This window comes from Pseudomonas sp. B21-047 (assembly GCF_024748775.1).
GTDB lineage: Bacteria > Pseudomonadota > Gammaproteobacteria > Pseudomonadales > Pseudomonadaceae > Aquipseudomonas > Aquipseudomonas capeferrum.
On record NZ_CP087169.1, the window covers coordinates 609585 to 627334 of the forward strand.

Consider the following 17750-nt stretch of genomic DNA (forward strand, 5'->3'; position numbering starts at 1 on the left):
TCCAGAGCGCCGCGGGGCTGGCCCGCGGCGGGTGTCGGCGATCAGTGCAGGGCCTCTTCGGCCTTCTGGATCGCGGCGAATTCCTCTTCCGGTGTGCCCGCTACCAGGTGGTGGCGGCTGTAGAAAGCAAAGTAGGCAATTAATACTCCATAGATCACCGCAGCGCCAATCACAACCCGTGGGTCGACCAGGAAGCCCGCCACCACGGCGATGCACGCCAATACCAGGGCGACGCCGGAGGTGAAGATGCCGCCCGGCGTGCGATACGGCCGTTCCATTTTCGGCCGGCGGATACGCAGGGTGATGTGCGCAGCCATCATCAGTACGTAGGACAGCGTCGCGCCGAACACCGCGACCAGGATCAACAGGTCACCCTGGCCGGTCAGCGACAGGCCGAAACCGATGAGGCCGGGGATGATCAGCGCCAGTACCGGTGCCTTGCTCTTGTTGGTTTGGGAGAGCTTGCGCGGCAGGTAGCCCGCACGGGACAGCGCGAAGATCTGCCGTGAATAGGCATAGATGATCGAGAAGAAGCTGGCGATCAGGCCTGCCAGGCCCACCAAGTTGACGAAGCTGCCCATCCAGGTGGAGCCGCCATAGGCTTTGGACAGTGCCTCGACCAGCGGGTTGCCCGAGGCCTTGAGTGCTTCGGAACCCGCAGCGCCAGGGCCGACCACCAGAATCAGCAGGGCGAAGGCCAGCAATACCAGCATCGCGCCGATCAGGCCGCGTGGCAGGTCGCGTTTCGGGTTCTTGGTCTCTTCGGCGGCCAGTGGCACACCTTCGACAGCGAGGAAGAACCAGATCGCATAGGGGATCGCGGCCCACACGCCGACATAGCCGAACGGCAGGAAGCTGCTGGCGCCTGCGGCGTCCGTCTTGGCGATGTCGAACAGGTTGGCTGCATCAAAATGGGGCACCATGCTCACCAGGAACACGGCCAGGGCAATGGCGGCGATGGCGGTGATGATGAACATCAGTTTCAGCGCTTCACCCACCCCGAAGATGTGGATGCCGATGAACACGATGTAGAAGGCCAGGTAGATGACCCAGCCGCCGATGCCGAACAGCGATTCACAATAGGCGCCGATGAACACGGCGATGGCGGCCGGGGCAATGGCGTATTCGATGAGGATGGCCGTACCGGTGAGAAAGCCGCCCCAAGGGCCGAATGCGCTGCGGGCGAAGCCGTAGCCACCGCCTGCGGTGGGGATCATCGACGACAGTTCGGCCAGCGAGAAGCACATGCACAGGTACATGGTGGCCATCAGCAGGGTGGCGAGGAACATGCCGCCCCAGCCGCCTTGGGCCAGGCCGAAGTTCCACCCGGCGTAGTCGCCGGAGATCACATAGGCGACCCCAAGGCCGACCAGCAACACCCAGCCGGCGGCGCCTTTTTTCAGTTCACGTTGCTGGAAATAGTCTGAACCGACCTTTTCGAAGTCGACGGAAGAGCCTGCCGGCGCATTGCCGGAATGATCGCTGGGCATAGTTTCACCTGTTGTTTTTCTTGGTGGCCGGAGGGGTTCCGGCCGATGGTGATGGGTACTGCAGGAAGCGAGCCATGGAGCTACAAGCCGCAAGCTACAAGGCTCAAGAAAAAGCAGTTGGGTGCTGTACCCGCTGTTTCTTGCAGCTTGTAGCTTGCAACTTGAAGCTGTTTTTCTAGAAGAAGCCCAGCGGGTTGATGTCGTAGCTCACCAGCAGGTTCTTGGTCTGCTGGTAGTGATCGAGCATCATCTTGTGGGTCTCGCGGCCAACGCCGGACTTCTTGTAACCGCCGAACGCGGCATGCGCCGGGTACAGGTGGTAGCAGTTGGTCCACACGCGGCCGGCCTTGATGCCGCGGCCCATGCGGTAGGCGCGGTTGATGTCGCGGGTCCACACGCCGGCACCGAGGCCGAACTCGGTGTCGTTGGCAATCGCCAGTGCTTCGGCTTCGTCCTTGAAGGTGGTGACGCTGACCACCGGGCCGAAGATTTCCTCCTGGAACACCCGCATGCGGTTGTTGCCCTTGAGCAGGGTCGGCTGGATGTAGTAACCGGTCGACAGCGCGCCTTCGAGTTTTTCCACCTTGCCGCCGGTCAGCAGCTCGGCGCCTTCTTCCTTGGCGATTTCCAGGTACGACAGGATCTTCTCGAACTGTTGCTGCGATGCCTGGGCGCCGACCATGGTGTCGGTGTCCAGCGGGTCGCCGCGCTTGATCTGCAGGACCTTCTTCATCACCACTTCCATGAACTGCGGGTAGATCGACTCCTGCACCAGCGCACGCGACGGGCAGGTGCACACTTCGCCTTGGTTGAAGAATGCCAGCACCATGCCCTCGGCGGCCTTGTCGATGAAGCTTGGCTCGGCCTGCATGATGTCTTCGAAGTACACGTTAGGCGACTTGCCGCCCAGTTCGACGGTGGACGGGATGATGTTCTCGGCAGCGCATTTCATGATGTGCGAGCCGACCGGGGTCGAGCCGGTAAATGCGATTTTGGCGATACGTTTGCTGGTAGCCAACGCTTCGCCCGCTTCGCGGCCATAACCCTGGACCACGTTGAGCACGCCTTTGGGCAGCAGGTCGCCGATCAGTTCCATCAGTACGGTGATACCCAGCGGCGTCTGCTCGGCGGGTTTGAGCACCACGCAGTTGCCTGCGGCCAGGGCCGGGGCGAGTTTCCACGCGGCCATCAGCAGCGGGAAGTTCCACGGGATGATCTGCCCGACCACGCCCAGTGGCTCGTGAATGTGATAGGAGACGGTGCCTTCGTTGATCTCGGCGGCGCCGCCTTCCTGGGCGCGGATGCAGCCGGCGAAGTAACGGAAGTGATCGACCGCCAGCGGGATGTCGGCATTCAGGGTTTCGCGGACCGGCTTGCCGTTGTCCCAGGTTTCGGTAATGGCCAGCACTTCAAGGTTCTGTTCGATGCGGTCGGCGATCTTCAGCAGAACATTGGAACGGTCCTGGACCGAGGTGCGGCCCCAGGCGTCGGCGGCGGCGTGGGCGGCATCCAGGGCCTTGTCGATGTCTTCGGCAGTGGAGCGGGGAAACTCCGCGATCAGCTTGCCATTCACCGGGGAGGTGTTTTCGAAGTACTGCCCCTTGACCGGTGCTACGAACTCACCACCGATGTAGTTGCCGTAGCGGCTCTTGAAGGAAACCTTCGCGCCTTCGGTACCGGGATGTGCGTAACGCATGGTGTGTCTCCTGGCTATTGTGTTTGTTAGGGAGTTGAGAAGCGTAGAGCAAAGGTTGGGCCAGTGTTTTGAGGGCCATCAAAATCAACCACTTGGGGCGGTTTTGTGAAACACGCCGGCCACCGCTGCGCCAGGGCTGGCACGGCCCGGGTGACACTTTGTACCGTTTGCGACACGCAGCGGTACGCTGCATTGCAAAGCCCCGCCGGGTGGAGGATGCTGGCTGAACGCTCTATCTGCGGAGAACGACAACAAATGCAGAGCAACCACCTGAGTCGCCATGCCCAGCAAGTGCACACCATTGCCCATGGTGAAGCTGGGGAGGGCGGCAGTGACCCGGCCATCGCGCGTTCCTGGCTGCGCTGTCTTGAGGAGCACCACCTCGACCCGACGCTGATCGAAGCCCCTGTGGTGCTCGAGCACGGGCGCCTGCTGGAAAGCCGCGAGCGCCTGCGTCAGGTGCTGAAAATTGCCGACAGCGAGATGAACAGCCTGCATCAGCAGCTCTCTGGCGCCGGCCATGCGGTGCTGCTGACCGATGCCCGCGGGGTGATCCTCAACTGTGTCAGCGCACCCACCGAGCGGCGTATCTTCGAGCGGGCGGGGTTGTGGCTGGGCGCAGATTGGAGCGAGGCGCGCGAAGGCACCAACGGCATCGGTACCTGCCTGGTCGAGCGCCAGGCACTGACCATTCATCAGCACGAGCATTTTCGTGGCCGCCACACCGGCCTGACCTGCTCGGCAAGCCCCGTGTTCGACCCGCATGGCGATCTGTTGGCGGTGCTCGACGTGTCGTCGGCGCGGCCGGATGTCTCGCGTCAGAGCCAGTTCCACACCATGGCCCTGGTCAACCTGTCGGCCAAGATGATCGAGAGCTGTTACTTCCTGCGTCATTTCGAACAGCAATGGCTGCTGCGTTTTCATCTGCACGCCGAGTCGGTCGGCTTGTTCAGCGAGGGCTTGCTGGCCTTCGAGGCTGATGGGCGGATCTGCGCGGCCAACCAGAGCGCGCTCAACCTGCTGGGTACCGTGCGCGGGGGCGTGCTGGGCAAACCGGTGGAGCGTTTTTTTGCCTGCAGCCACGACGAACTGTTCAGCCGCGCCGTACCCGGCGGCAGTACCGTCTGGCCGTTGCACACGCGTGACGGCCGCCAGGTGTTCGCCAGCCTGCGTGGCCAGGCGCGCACGCCGGTGTGGTCGGTGCCGCTTGGCCACCCTCGGCCCCCGCGCGAAGCAGAACCCGGTATCTGCCTGCTCGACCCGGCGCTGCAAAATGACTTTCGCCGCTGTGTGCGGGTGTTCGAACGTGATGTGCCGCTGCTGCTGCGCGGCGAGACCGGTTGCGGCAAGGAGGCGTTCGCGCAGGCGGTGCACCAGGCCAGCCAGCGATGCGGCAAACCGTTCGTGGCGGTCAACTGCGCCTCTATTCCGGAGAGCCTGATCGAGAGCGAACTGTTCGGTTATCGCGGTGGCAGCTTTACCGGCGCGCGCAAGGAAGGCATGCGCGGCAAGCTGTTGCAGGCCGATGGCGGCACGTTGCTGCTGGACGAGATCGGTGACATGCCGCTGGCCTTGCAGACGCGGTTGTTGCGGGTACTGGAAGAGCGCCAGGTGGTACCGATTGGCGGCGAGCCCCAGGCCGTGGACGTGCGCATCGTCAGTGCGACCCACCGCGACCTGCTGGAGCGGGTGGCGCAGGGCACGTTCCGCGAGGACCTGTATTACCGCCTCAATGGCCTGGAAGTGGCCCTGCCGGCGGTGCGCGAGCGCAGTGACAAGGGCCAGTTGCTGGACTTTCTGCTGCATCAGGAAGCGCAGGGGCAGCCCGTGCAGCTCGAGCCTGATGCACGGCACGCGTTGCTGCAGTTCCCGTGGCCCGGCAACGTGCGGCAGATGCGCAACACACTGCGCACCCTGGTAGCGCTCTGCGACAACGGCCGCATCGAGTCTGCCGACCTACCGACCATCTTCCACAACACCGCCCCCCCATCTTCCGCGACTACTGCATACCCCGATCGCAACCCAAGCCCGCCGCTACAAGACGCCGAGCGCCAAGCCCTGCTGACGGTACTGGAGGCAAACCGCTGGCACTTGACCCGCGTCGCCGAGCATCTGGGCATCAGCCGCAATACCTTGTATCGAAAACTGCGCAAACACGGCATAGCACGGGCCGGCTGAGCGAAACAGCGGGTGCGATTTCCTGCGCCCTGGGCTACCCTGCCTCGATGTTTTGCGAGGTCGACCATGCATATTCACATTCTCGGTATTTGCGGCACGTTCATGGGTTCCCTGGCGGTGCTGGCCAAAGCGCTTGGCCACCGCGTCACCGGCTCCGACGCCAATGTCTATCCCCCGATGAGCACCCAGCTCGAAGCCCAGGGCATCGAGCTGACCCAAGGCTATGACCCGGCTCAGCTAGACCCGGCACCCGACCTGGTAGTGGTCGGCAACGCCATGTCGCGGGGCAACCCGGCGGTGGAGTACGTGCTGAACAAGGGCCTGCCCTACGTCTCTGGCCCGCAGTGGCTGGCCGACCACGTGCTGCAGGGCCGCTGGGTACTGGCCGTTGCCGGTACCCATGGCAAGACCACCACCAGCAGCATGCTGGCCTGGGTGCTGGAGCACGCCGGCATGAGCCCGGGGTTCCTGATTGGCGGTGTGCCGCAGAACTTCTCGGTGTCGGCGCGCCTGGGCGACACCCCGTTCTTCGTGGTCGAGGCCGATGAGTACGACAGTGCGTTCTTCGATAAACGCTCGAAGTTCGTCCACTACCACCCGCGCACGGCCATCCTCAACAACCTTGAGTTCGATCACGCAGACATCTTCCCTGACCTTGCGTCCATCGAGCGGCAGTTCCACCACCTGGTGCGCACTATCCCGAGTGAAGGCCTGGTGATTCACCCCACCACCGAGCAGGCGCTGGAACGCGTCATCGGCATGGGCTGCTGGACCCCGGTACAAACCACCGGTGAAGGCGGGCAGTGGCAGGCGCGCCTGCTCAGCGCCGATGGTTCGCGCTTTGAAGTGCTGTTCGAGGGCGAGGCCCAGGGCGTGGTCGACTGGCCATTGACCGGGCAGCACAACGTCGCCAACGCCTTGGCCACCCTGGCCGCCGCGCGCCATGTAGGCGTGGTGCCAGCCATGGGCATCGCCGGGCTGAGCGCCTTCAAGAGCGTCAAGCGGCGCATGGAGACGGTCGCCGAGGTGCAGGGCGTGACCATCTATGACGATTTCGCCCACCACCCGACCGCCATCGCCACCACCCTCGACGGCCTGCGCAAGCGTGTGGGCGAAGCGCCGGTGATCGCGGTGATCGAGCCGCGCTCCAACTCGATGAAGCTGGGCGCCCACCGTGACGGCCTGCCGGAAAGCGTCAACGACGCCGACCAGGTGATCTGGTACGCCCCGGCCAACCTGGGCTGGGACCTGGCCGCCACGGCAGCGCAGTGCAAGGTGCCGAGCGTGGTTGCCGACAGCCTGGAGGCGATCATCGAGCGCATCAAAGGCCAGGCCCGCCCCGGCACCCACGTGGTGATCATGAGCAACGGCGGCTTCGGCGGCCTGCACGGCAAGTTGGCCGAGGCGCTCAAATGAACGGGCCGCAGCGCATCACCCTGGCCATGACGGGCGCCTCTGGCGCTCAATATGGCCTGCGCCTGCTCGACTGCCTGGTGCGTGAGGACCGCGAGGTGCACTTCCTCATTTCCAAGGCCGCGCAGTTGGTGATGTCTACCGAAACCGACGTGTTGCTGCCGCCCAAGCCCCAGGCGATGCAGGCGTTTCTGACCGAGTACACCGGCGCTGCCGATGGGCAGATCCGCGTGTATGGCAAGGAAGACTGGATGTCGCCGGTGGCCTCGGGCTCCGGCGCGCCGGCGGCGATGGTGGTGGTGCCATGCTCTACCGGCACCTTGTCGGCGATTGCCACCGGTGCTTGCAACAACCTGATCGAGCGTGCCGCCGACGTCACCCTCAAAGAGCGCCGTCAGTTGATTCTGGTACCGCGCGAGGCGCCGTTCTCGACCATTCACCTGGAGAACATGCTGAAGCTCTCGCAGATGGGCGCGGTCATTCTGCCGGCGGCCCCGGGCTTCTACCATCAGCCACAGACCATCGACGACCTGATCGATTTCGTCGTAGCGCGCATTCTCAACCTGCTGGACATCCCCCAGGACATGCTGCCGCGTTGGGGCGAGCATCACTTTGGGGCGGATGATTGAAACGCGCACTGTCGGGGCTGGTGGCGCTGACGCTGCTGAGTGGATGTGCCACGGTGCGCACGCTGGATGCCAACAAGCCGGGCGCACCGGTGGTGTACGCTGGCACCCGGTTGGACCTGTATGTGATGAATGGCGGGTGCTGCCCGAAGGATCACTTCGGGGCTGAGGCCCCGGGATACCCAGGGTTGGACCTGCCCGGCAGTATGTTGCTGGACACCCTGCTGCTGCCGTTATCACTGCTGACGGCAGCGGGGGTCGGCTTCCAGGCTACCGGCGGCCTTTGATTGCCTACGCTATATCTTGCCCAGCCGGCGCAGTTCATCCGACTCGATGACCCGCACCCCGTCTTCTTCCTCCAGCGCCAAGCGCCATAGCGCCCGTGCCAGTGTGCAAGCCTCGATACCCCGGTACTTGCCAGGTATCAGCTTGGAAAACGGTGAAATCAGCTGTTCGCCGAGCCGAGGCTCGATGCGGTCCCCTAGCAGCAGCGAGGGCCGGACGATGGTCAGTTGCGGCCAGTCCTGGGCCTTGAGCGCTTCTTCCATTTCGCCCTTGACCCGGTTGTAGAAGATCGATGACTTAGGGTCGGCGCCGAGTGCGCTGACCACCAGCAGATGCCGCGCACCCAGCTCGCGGGCACGTTTGCTGAAGGCCACCACCATGTCCAGGTCCACGGCGCGGAACGCCGACTCGGAGCCAGCCTGCTTGAGTGTGGTCCCCAGGCAGCAATAGGCGATATCCACCCGCCCCGCCAGCTGCGGTAGGAACACCGCCGGGTCACCCACCGGGTTTTCCAGGTGTGGGTGTTCGGCCAGTGGCCGGCGCGTAGGCGCCAGTACCCGGCTGATGGTCGGCTCGTTGAGCAGGCGGTCGAGCAGGTGTTCACCCGTCAGACCCGTGGCACCGGCAAGCAGGACATGCTGAGGCGTCAAATACATGATGTCTCTCCCTTGTTACACACAAGCTTAGTGGTTGGTCGGCTTTTTTGCCTGCTCCTCCACGGTGGCCTGTGCAGCATTGCGTAACGCTTCTTCGGCCTGTTGCCGTCTTAGATGCTGCCAGTGTGCCAGTACGGCTGGCGGCGCCCAAAGCTGCGGTTCCGAGGCCTCGAAACCTTCCTTTTGTTCTCTTTCGGCAACGCTGGCGCGCGCCAGTTCAAACGCTTGTTTCAGGTCGTCGGTCTGGTTCAGCGCTTCGGCGAACAGGGCATCGCCAAAGTAGGTGAAATCCGCTTCTTCCGAGCAGCCGAAAGACACCCGGTCGGCGCGGGCGGCGGTGATGATCACCGTGCGATCATCCTTGAGCGGGGCGATATAGCCCCCTGAATAGCAGGCGGAAATGACGATTATCTTGTCGCGATCTTTCAGCGGTGCCAGGGCACTGGCCAGCTCGTCGGCGGGCAGGTCGGCCAGTTGCAGGCGCGGCTGGTCGAGCACCAGTTGGTGGTCCTGGCTGCCGTGGCTGGTGAGGTAGATGAACACCAGGTCCTCGGGGCCGCTGCGCTCGGCCAAGGTGCGGGCGGCGCGGGTGAGGTTCTCGCGGGTGGCCATGGGGCGGCTGGCCATATGGTCGCGGTGGTTGACCAGCGTGACCTGGCCGCGGGCGCCAAAGCGGACCTTGAGCATGTTGCTGACATAGTCGGCTTCGCGCAGAAACACGCTTTGCTGGCCGTCGCCGGCCACTACCAGGCTGTACAACTGGATCGCCGGCGCGGTGTGCGGTACCCGCGCCAGCGCGTCTTCAAGCAGATGGCCCTGGTTGAGCAGGGCCAGGTCCAGCGGGTCGGGCAACAGCGCGCCCTTTTCGTCGCGCACGCGTACGCCGTTGACCCAGGTGCCGCCCTCGACTTTGCCGTTGGCCAGGGTCAGTCGGCCGTAGCCGTGGTAGGCATCGTTTTCGAAGCCACCGGTGTACTTGCTGCCGTCAGCCAGCTGCAGGCTGCCCTGGCCAGACAGGTGCCAGTCGACGAAACCGCCCTTGTAGTGGCTGCCATCACTGCCGAGCAGTTCGCCCTCGCCAATCAATGAGCCGTCCTTGAACGCGCCGATCCAGACGTCACCGTCGGCGCTTTCATAGCGCCCGCGGCCTTCCAGGCGGTTGTCCTTGAACTCGCCGATGTACTGTTCGCCGTCGACGCTGTCGTAGGTGCCGCTGCCTTGCAGCAGGCCATCGACGAAACGGCCGCTGAACTGGTTGCCGCTGGCATCGCTGCGCACCCCGGCACCGTTCGGTTTGCCTTTGGCGAAAAGGCCCTGGTAGCGGCTGCCGTCGGCCAGCTCCAGCTCGCCCGCGCCTTCGTACTGGTCGTCCTTGAACTGGCCGCGGTAGGTCTGGTCGGCTTGCTTGAGGGTGCCTTCACCGTCGCGCCGGCCGTGCTTGAAAGTACCGGCATAGTGGCTGCCCGGCGTGGTCAGGTCACCCAGGCCCTGGAACAGGCCCTCGGCGAACTGGCCCCGGTAGACTTCACCGTTCTGGCCGTGCCACTCGCCCTGGCCATGCCACTGGCCATCCTTGAAGCCGCCGGCGTACCAGCTGCCGTTGGGGTAGTCGATGCGCCCCTCGCCCTGCAGCAAGCCGTCAACCACCTCACCTCGGTAGCGCCCGCCGTCGGGCAGGCGTGCGTCCGGAGGCAATAGCGATTCGCCATCTCCGCACGCGGCTAGCAACAGGACCAAGGTGATGGGGAGCAATGGACGCATGGTGGAGACCGGGCAATAGGTCTGCCGAGTATGACGCAGAATCTGGGGGTGAGACAGACACACATGCCCTGTGGGCGCGGGTAAACCCGCTCCCACAAGGGTGTGCAACAGGCTTTCTGCGTGGGGAGATCAGCGCCCGCCCGGCGACACGATGATCTTCACGTTCTCCTCCTTGTTGTTGACCAGTTCTTCAAAGCCCAGCTCGACGATCTGCTCCAGCCCGATCCGGCCCGTCACCAGCGGTCGGATATCCAGCCTGCCGTCAGCGATAAAGGCGATGACATCGGCAAACTCCCCGTTGTAAGCCAGCGCCCCGAGCACCTGCTTCTCGGTGGACACCAGCTCGAAGAAGTTGAACTCGCTGGGTTCTTCGAAAATGCCCACTAGCACGCATTTGCCCGCCTTGCGCAGGGTGTCGATGGCCAATTTTGCGGTGTGCTTGTTGCCGATGCACTCGAAGCTCACATCCGCGCCAAGCCCGGCAGTCAGTGTGCGGATTTCTGCCAGGGCATCGCACTGGCTAGGGTCCAGCACGACGCTGGCGCCCACTTCGAGAGCCTTGGCCTTGCGCGCCGAAGACATCTCCAGGGCGATGACCTTCGCCGCGCCTGCGGCCTTGGCGCACATGATGGTGCACAGGCCGATGGTGCCCGCGCCAACCACCACCACGGTTTGCCCAAGCAGGCTGCCGGCTTTTTTCACGGCGTGCATGCCGACCGCCAACGGTTCGATCAGCGCGCCGGCTTCTGGCGGGAAGCCCTGTGGCAGTCGGTACAGCAAGTTGGCAGGGACGTTGACGCGTTCTGCGAATGCGCCGTTGTTCATCAGGCCGGTAAAGGCCAGGCGCTCGCAGATGTTGTACAGCCCATGGGTGCAGTAATAGCACGTGCCGCAGTGCTGGCAGGCGTCCGCCGCCACCGGGTCGCCGACCGCAAAGCCCTCGACGCCTTCGCCGAGTTTGGCGATTTCGCCGCAAAATTCGTGGCCGAGGATGCATTGCCCCTGAATGCCGGTCAGCGGGTGGGGCGCGTCCACCGGAATGAACACCGGGCCGGCGAGGTATTCGTGCAGGTCGGAACCGCAGATGCCGCACCAGTCCACTTTGATCTGCACCCAGCCAGGCGCGGGGTCGGCAGGCAAGGGCACCTGTTCGACGCGGATATCGTGACGGCCATGCCAGACGGCAGCGCGCATGTGGGTGTGGCTCAGGTCATTCATTTTTGTTGTCTCCAGGCTCACGCGTAAGGTTCAGTGCTTGCGCAGGAAGGCGAGCAACTGCTGGTTGACCTGTTCGGCCGCCTCCATCTGCACCATGTGGCCAGCATCTGGCAGCACCAGTACTTCGGCCTCCAGCCCGTCGGCATGGCTGGCCGGGATGATCGCGTCCTTCCCGCCCCAGATCACCAGCGCCGGGTGCTGCCCCAGCACGCCCCGCAGGTCGTGGCGCTGCTGGTCGCCTTCGGCAATGGCCGACCCCAGCTGGCGCAATGCCGCGTCGACGCCTTCCAGCCGCTTGAACTTGAGCATGTCCTCCAGCAACTGCCGGGTAACCAGCGCCGGGTCGGCAAACAGCTGCACCATCTGCGGCTTGAGTGCATTGCGGTTGGCAGCGGCCACGAAGCCTTGCAGGTACTGGCCGTTGATCGCTGTGCCCAGCCCGGCACTGGCCACCAGGCTCAGGCTTGCCACCCGCTGCGGCGCCAGGCGTGCCACGTTGAGGCTGACTGCGCCGCCCATCGAATGCCCGGCCAGGTGGGCCCGGGGGATCTCCAGGTGGTCGAGCAGTGCCAGTACCGCTTCGCTAAGTTCATCCAGGTCCCCGCGTTGCAGTGCCTTGGCCGACTCGCCATGCCCGGGCAGGTCGAGCGCGATGACGCGGCGTTCGGCGGCCAGCGCCGGGTGGTTGAACAGCCAGTTGTTCAAATCACCGCCAAAGCCGTGCACCAGCACCAGCGGCGTACCGCCTTCGCCCAGTTCGAACCAGCGCAACAGGCGGCCGCCCACTTCGGCTTTTTGCGGGGCTGGGCCCTGCGCCTGGTCTGCGCCACCTTCGGCTACGAACTCGGCCTGGAAGCGCTGCACCACGGCGTCGATCTCGGCCTCGTCGGCTTCGCCTTCGACCACCACCGCCAGCAGCGCACCGACCGGCAGGGTTTCATCCGGCTTGGCCACCAGGCGGCGCAGTACACCGCTGAAGGGGGCTTCGACGCTGCTGCTGATCTTGTCGGTCTCGACGTCCAGCACTTCGTCGCCCTTGCTGATGGCGTCACCTTCCTGCTTGAGCCAGGTATCCACCCGGCCCTCGGTCATCGACAAGCCCCACTTGGGCATGGTCAGCGTATGGATCTGGCTCATGCGGCGCTCCTTGCGGCTTCGATTACCTTGCGCACGGCGGCCTCGATTTTCGCCGCGTCGGGGATGTACAAGTCTTCCAGGGCGTCGGAGAACGGCACCGGCGTATGCGGCGCGGTGACCATCTCGATCGGGCCCTTGAGGGCGCCGAAGGCTTTTTGCGCCACCAGTGCACTGATGTCGGTGGCCATCGAGCAGCGCGGGTTGGCTTCGTCGATCACCACCAGGCGGCCGGTCTTCTCGACGCTTTCGAGAATGCTGTCTTCATCCAGCGGGCTGGTGGTGCGCAGGTCCAGCACTTCGCAGTCGATGCCCTGGCGGGCGAGGTTGTTGGCGGCCTCCAGGGCCACATGGACCATGCGCCCATAGGTCACCAGGGTCACATCGTCGCCGTCGCGCAGGAAGTTGGCTTCACCGAACGGCACCGTGTAGACCTCTTCCGGCACTTCGCCCTGCATGCTGTAGAGCAGTTTGTGCTCGCAGAAGATCACCGGGTCGTTGTCGCGTATCGCCTGAATCAGCAGGCCCTTGGCATCGTAGGGCGAAGAGGGGCAGACCACCTTCAGCCCGGGGATGTGCGTCCACAACGAGGTGAGCATCTGCGAGTGCTGGGCCGCCGCGCGCAGGCCGGCGCCGTACATGGTGCGCATCACCAGCGGGGTCACCGCCTTGCCGCCGAACATGTAGCGAAACTTGGCGGCCTGGTTGAGGATCTGGTCCAGGCAGCAGCCGGCAAAATCCACGAACATCAGTTCGCACACCGGGCGCAGACCTTGGGTCGCGGCACCCACGGCGGCGCCGACATAGCCGATCTCGGACAGCGGCGCATCCAGTACCCGGCCTGGGAACTGGTGGTAGAGGCCTTTGGTCACGCCCAGCACGCCGCCCCAGGCATCCTCTTCGCCGGGGGCACCGGCACCGCCGGCGACGTCTTCACCGATGATGAACACGGTGCTGTCACGGCGCATTTCCTGGGCCAGGGCTTCGTTGATGGCCTGCTGGTAGCTGATCTTTCTTGCCATGGTGATTCTCCTCTTGTTCTTTTAATCCGCAGCTCAGGGGTAGCTGACGTAGACATCGCTGAGCAGGTCGGCGGGCTGTGGCTTGGGATCGGATTTGGCACGGCGCACGGCGTCTTCGATCAGGTCTTCGACACGGGCGTCGATGGCGTCCAGTTGCTCGGCACTGAGCAGGCCGGCGCGGGTGGTCTTGTTGCGGAACTGCATCAGGCAATCACGGGTTTCGCGCAGGTTCTTCACTTCATCCGGGGCGCGGTAGGTTTGCGCGTCACCCTCGAAGTGGCCGTAGTAGCGGCTGAGCTTGACCTCGATCAGCGAGGGCCCTTGCCCGCTACGCGCCCGTTCGATGGCGGCGCCGGCGGCCTCGTACACGGCGAAGAAATCGAAGCCGTCGATGGTCACACCCGGCATGCCGAAACCGGCGGCGCGGTCGGCAATGTGGTCGCAGGCCACCGACCAGTTCGAGGCCGTTGCCTCGGCGTAGCCGTTGTTTTCGGCGACGAAGATGCATGGCAGGTTCATGATCGCGGCCATGTTCATGGCTTCGAACACGGCGCCCTCGTTGGAGGCGCCGTCACCGAAGAAGGCCACCGACACGTCATCGCGGCCCTTGAGCTTGGCGGCCAGGGCAGCACCGGCAACCAGCGGCGCGCCGGCCCCGACGATGCCGTTGGCGCCGAGCATGCCCTTTTCCAGGTCGGCAATGTGCATCGAGCCGCCCTTGCCGCCACATACGCCCGTTCTCTTGCCGTAGATCTCGGCCATCATGCCGTACACATCCACGCCCTTGGCGATGCAGTGGCCGTGCCCGCGGTGGGTCGAGGCAATGCAGTCGCTGTCGCGCAGGTGGGCCATGACCCCTGCAGCGGAGGCCTCCTCGCCAGCATAGAGGTGGACGAACCCGGGGATCTCGCCGGTGGCGAACTCCACGTGCAGACGCTCTTCGAATGCGCGGATGGTGCGCATCACTTCATAGGCATGCAGCAGTTGTTCGGTACTGAGTTGATTGGACATCTTGTTGTTCTCCAGGGTTGTCTCAACACGCGGTTGCAGGGTGTAGCCGGTGGCCGCGCGGGACGGCCAGCAGGTGATGGCGGGCGGCGTGGGCCAGTACGGCCTCGACGTCCACGGTCAGGGGGCCTTGGTGGTCCAGGGTGATGCTGGGGGTGTCGTGTTCGGCGAATTCGATCTCGCGTTCGCCGTCCAGGGCCAGGGTGCCGCTGGCCAGGCTCAGGCGATGGGCGACACCGGGCGTCAATGGGCCGCTGGCGGTGATGCCACAGCCTTGCAGCACACCGGGCGCCAGCGGTGCGAGCAGGGCCTGTTCGGCGCCAGGGTTCAGGCGTACCCAGGCGCCGTGAGCATCCAGGCGTGAAACCGGGCACCACAGGCCGCACAAGGCGGACAGGCCAATGGCGTGGGGTTCGGCGAAGCAGGCGAATACTTCGCTGAGGTCTTCGCTGCGGCTCAGGGCCCGGGCGCCGATGAAGCGCTGGGGCGACACGGCGACTTCCACCAGGGCCCATTCGGCCAACTGCTGCTCGGGCACCTTCACCAGCAGGCGCTTGTTGCGGCGCAAGCCGATGCTGGCAGGTACCCGGCCGCTGGCGAGCAGGCCGCCGGCGAGGCCGGCGCTGGTGGCTTCGCGCAATTCAGGGAAGGCATTGTTGGTGCCGGTGGACAACGTCAGCAGTGGCGTGTCGCCGGCCTCGGCAGCAACGGCTTTGTGGGTGCCATCGCCGCCGAGTACCGCGATCATCGTCACGCCTTGCTCGACCATGCGCCGGGTGGCCAGGCGGGTATCGGCAACGGTCTGGGTCAACGGCAGGTCGATGATCTGGAGGGTTGGCCAGTGCTGATCGCGAGCGCCCGGGCCTTGGCTGGCCTTGAGCACGGCGGCGGCGATGCCGGTCATGTCGGTGGGCAGCAGAACCTTGCCGATGCCGGTGGCACCGAAGGCGGCGAGCAGGCGCTGGATCGCCGAAGCCTTGTCGGTGCTCGAATAGAGCCCGGCACTGGCAGTCAGGCGGCGCAGGTCGCGGCCAGAGGCAGGGTTGGCAATGATCCCGACAGTTGGGGTGGGTTGCGGCATGGCGCACCTCATATTCTTGTTTGCCATGGGCAGAGCAAGGTGGGTGCCAGCTTTGCTCGGCAGGCCTGAAGTGGCCGCCTTAGAGCGGTTGCGTGATAGCACCAGGCATGTGCCGGGCGGCCCCTGCGAGACGCCGCGTGCCGCGCCGGGGCCGTGTTTGCCGAGACGCTGAGACGCAGCGTCTCAAGCCAACCGGTAATCACACAGTGCTTGTCGGGGCATGCCTGGAAGCGCTTAATGGCCGCACAACGACAAAAACAGCAACGAGAACCGGAGGGCCTGAATGCTTGCCGCGAACTCCCGAGCCCATGTCGACTGCGTCAGCCGGGTGCTGAAAAACGCCGATCGCCTGCCCCAGGCGCCGGTGCCGCCGCTGATCCTCGACTCCTGGCGCCGCTCCATGGACCTGTATCGCCTCGATCCAGGCTCGCAGCAGGGGCCACGTATCCTTTCCCAAAGCCTGCTCAACGAATGCCGCGAACGCGCCGAGCTGTTCTTGCGCATCGCCAGCGATGCGGTGGCGCGGCTGCATGAACGGGTGCGCGGCGCCGACTATTGCGTACTGCTTACCGATGCCCAAGGGCAGACCATCGATTACCGGGTTGAGTCGGCCATCCGCAACGACTGCCGCAAGGCCGGGCTGTACCTCGGCACGTGCTGGTCGGAGGGCGAGGAGGGCACCTGTGGGGTGGCGGCGGTGCTGACCAGCAAGGCGCCGGTCACGGTGCACAAGCGCGATCACTTTCGCGCCGCCTTCATCGGCCTGACCTGCACCGCGGCGCCGGTGTTCGACCCGCTCGGCGAGCTGCTTGGCGTGGTGGATGTGTCCGCCTTGCAGTCCCCGGATGATCGCCGCAGCCAGCACCTGATCCGGCAGTTGGTCGAGCAGACTGCGCGCGAGATCGAAAACGCGTTTTTCATGCACAGCGCCCAGGGCCATTGGGTCATGCGTGCGCATGGCACACCGGGCTACGTCGAGAGCCAGCCGGATTACCTGCTGGCCTGGGATGCCGACGGCCGTCTGCAGGCGCTCAACAGCCTGGCCCGCCAGCGGCTGGTGGAGCGCCTGGGCCGCTTGCCCGAGCATATCGGCGAATTGTTCGACCCGGGCCAACTGCGCTGCATCAACGAGGCCTCGGCGCAACGCCTGCCTGGCTGGGGCGAGCTGTATGGCCGGGTCAGCGCACCGCAACGGCGCCCGCAAGCGCAGCGGTTGCGCCAGACGCAGGATGCGCGCATCGAGCAGCACTTGCGCCTGGCCACGCGGGTCAAGGACTGCAACCTGGCGGTGCTGGTGCAGGGTGAGACAGGCGCCGGCAAAGAGGTTTTCGCCCGTCAGTTGCACCAGCAAAGCCTGCGGCGTGAAGGGCCCTTCGTCACGCTGAACTGCGCAGCCATCCCCGAGAGCCTGATCGAGAGCGAGCTGTTCGGCTATGTGGCCGGGGCGTTCACCGGGGCTTCCAGCAAAGGCATGCAGGGGCTTTTGCAGCAGGCTGATGGCGGCACGTTGTTCCTCGACGAGATCGGCGACATGCCGCTGAATCTGCAGACCCGCCTGCTGCGCGTGCTGGCCGAGGGCGAGGTGGCGCCACTGGGGGCTGCGCGGCGTGAGCGGGTGGATATCCAGGTGATCTGCGCGACGCACCGGGATCTGGCGGCGATGGTGGCGGATGGGCGTTTTCGCGAGGACCTGTATTTCCGCCTGGCCAACGCCAGGTTCGAGTTACCGCCGCTGCGGGATCGGGAGGACCGGTTGGGGTTGGTTCATCAGTTGTTGGCCGAGGAAGCGGAGGCGTGCGGTGTCGAGGTGATGCTGGCGGATGATGCATTGCAGGCGCTGTTGCTGTATCGCTGGCCGGGCAACTTGCGCCAGCTTCGCCAGGTGTTGCGCTATGCCTGTGCGGTGAGTGAAGGCGGCTGGGTCACGCTTGAGGATTTGCCGCAGGAGGTGCGTGGCGATGCGTTGCCCTCTGGCGACCGTGGCCTTTCCAGCCCGGCGCGGCAGCTGTTGCTCGATGCCTTGATCCGGCATCGCTGGAAGCCGGCGGATGCGGCGCGGGCGTTGGGGATTTCGCGGGCGACGTTGTATCGGCGGGTGCATGAGCATCGTATCGAGATGCCGCGGATGAAAGGGTGAGATCTCATAGGCAACACACCCCTCAAGGCATGCACCTATCAGCAT

General features: G+C 64.9%; 14 protein-coding genes. 5 read left to right on the forward strand and 9 right to left on the reverse strand.

From position 1 onward, the window contains the following. Positions 1 to 41 precede the first annotated feature (41 nt). Positions 42 to 1490 (reverse strand): ethanolamine permease, encoded by a 1449-nt coding sequence (eat, locus tag LOY26_RS02795; protein WP_033703412.1) that lies wholly within the window; start codon positions 1488 to 1490, stop codon positions 42 to 44. Between the two features lie 175 nt (positions 1491 to 1665). Continuing rightward, positions 1666 to 3186: an aldehyde dehydrogenase family protein gene (locus LOY26_RS02800; protein WP_033703411.1), complete on the reverse strand. Its 1521-nt coding sequence runs from the start codon at positions 3184 to 3186 to the stop codon at positions 1666 to 1668. A 255-nt stretch (positions 3187 to 3441) separates the two neighbouring features. Between LOY26_RS02800 and LOY26_RS02805 the strand changes: the two genes are divergently transcribed. The 4 genes from LOY26_RS02805 to LOY26_RS02820 all read left to right on the forward strand — a co-directional run bounded on the left by LOY26_RS02805 (position 3442) and on the right by LOY26_RS02820 (position 7690). Further along, entirely contained in the window at positions 3442 to 5364 is a 1923-nt protein-coding gene (locus tag LOY26_RS02805; protein ID WP_186660653.1) for a sigma-54-dependent Fis family transcriptional regulator, read from the forward strand. Between the two features lie 66 nt (positions 5365 to 5430). Continuing rightward, a complete protein-coding gene (gene mpl, locus LOY26_RS02810) occupies positions 5431 to 6780 on the forward strand; it encodes a UDP-N-acetylmuramate:L-alanyl-gamma-D-glutamyl-meso-diaminopimelate ligase (RefSeq protein ID WP_047583487.1) in 1350 nt (449 codons plus the stop codon). Further along, complete coding sequence (ubiX, locus tag LOY26_RS02815; RefSeq protein ID WP_186660655.1) at positions 6777 to 7406, forward strand: flavin prenyltransferase UbiX; 630 nt, start codon at positions 6777 to 6779, stop codon at positions 7404 to 7406. Before mpl ends, ubiX begins: the two co-directional genes overlap by 4 nt. After that, the gene (locus LOY26_RS02820) at positions 7403 to 7690 is read left to right on the forward strand and encodes a YceK/YidQ family lipoprotein (protein ID WP_033703407.1); all 288 of its coding nucleotides are present in this window, start codon (positions 7403 to 7405) and stop codon (positions 7688 to 7690) included. Before ubiX ends, LOY26_RS02820 begins: the two co-directional genes overlap by 4 nt. A gap of 9 nt (positions 7691 to 7699) precedes the next feature. Here the strand turns inward: LOY26_RS02820 and LOY26_RS02825 are convergent, their stop codons facing one another. The 7 genes from LOY26_RS02825 to LOY26_RS02855 all read right to left on the reverse strand — a co-directional run bounded on the left by LOY26_RS02825 (position 7700) and on the right by LOY26_RS02855 (position 15568). Further along, positions 7700 to 8344, reverse strand: a complete 645-nt coding sequence (locus LOY26_RS02825) for an oxidoreductase (protein WP_033703405.1) — start codon at positions 8342 to 8344, stop codon at positions 7700 to 7702. A 27-nt stretch (positions 8345 to 8371) separates the two neighbouring features. After that, complete coding sequence (locus tag LOY26_RS02830) at positions 8372 to 10105, reverse strand: C13 family peptidase (RefSeq protein WP_258714372.1); 1734 nt, start codon at positions 10103 to 10105, stop codon at positions 8372 to 8374. Positions 10106 to 10234: 129 nt separating this feature from the next. Beyond that, positions 10235 to 11299 (reverse strand): 2,3-butanediol dehydrogenase, encoded by a 1065-nt coding sequence (locus tag LOY26_RS02835; protein ID WP_227697288.1) that lies wholly within the window; start codon positions 11297 to 11299, stop codon positions 10235 to 10237. A 54-nt stretch (positions 11300 to 11353) separates the two neighbouring features. After that, entirely contained in the window at positions 11354 to 12460 is a 1107-nt protein-coding gene (locus LOY26_RS02840; protein WP_258714373.1) for an acetoin dehydrogenase dihydrolipoyllysine-residue acetyltransferase subunit, read from the reverse strand. Beyond that, positions 12457 to 13479 (reverse strand): alpha-ketoacid dehydrogenase subunit beta, encoded by a 1023-nt coding sequence (locus LOY26_RS02845; protein WP_016497851.1) that lies wholly within the window; start codon positions 13477 to 13479, stop codon positions 12457 to 12459. Before LOY26_RS02845 ends, LOY26_RS02840 begins: the two co-directional genes overlap by 4 nt. Before the next feature lie 33 nt (positions 13480 to 13512). Beyond that, positions 13513 to 14490, reverse strand: coding sequence for a thiamine pyrophosphate-dependent dehydrogenase E1 component subunit alpha (locus tag LOY26_RS02850; protein WP_033703401.1), 978 nt, complete (start codon positions 14488 to 14490; stop codon positions 13513 to 13515). 22 nt (positions 14491 to 14512) lie between these two features. Then, a complete protein-coding gene (locus LOY26_RS02855) occupies positions 14513 to 15568 on the reverse strand; it encodes an ATP-NAD kinase family protein (RefSeq protein WP_258714374.1) in 1056 nt (351 codons plus the stop codon). A 283-nt stretch (positions 15569 to 15851) separates the two neighbouring features. On the opposite strand from LOY26_RS02855, the gene LOY26_RS02860 reads away from it, so the two are divergent. Next, entirely contained in the window at positions 15852 to 17705 is a 1854-nt protein-coding gene (locus LOY26_RS02860; protein ID WP_258714375.1) for a sigma-54-dependent Fis family transcriptional regulator, read from the forward strand. Positions 17706 to 17750 lie beyond the last annotated feature (45 nt).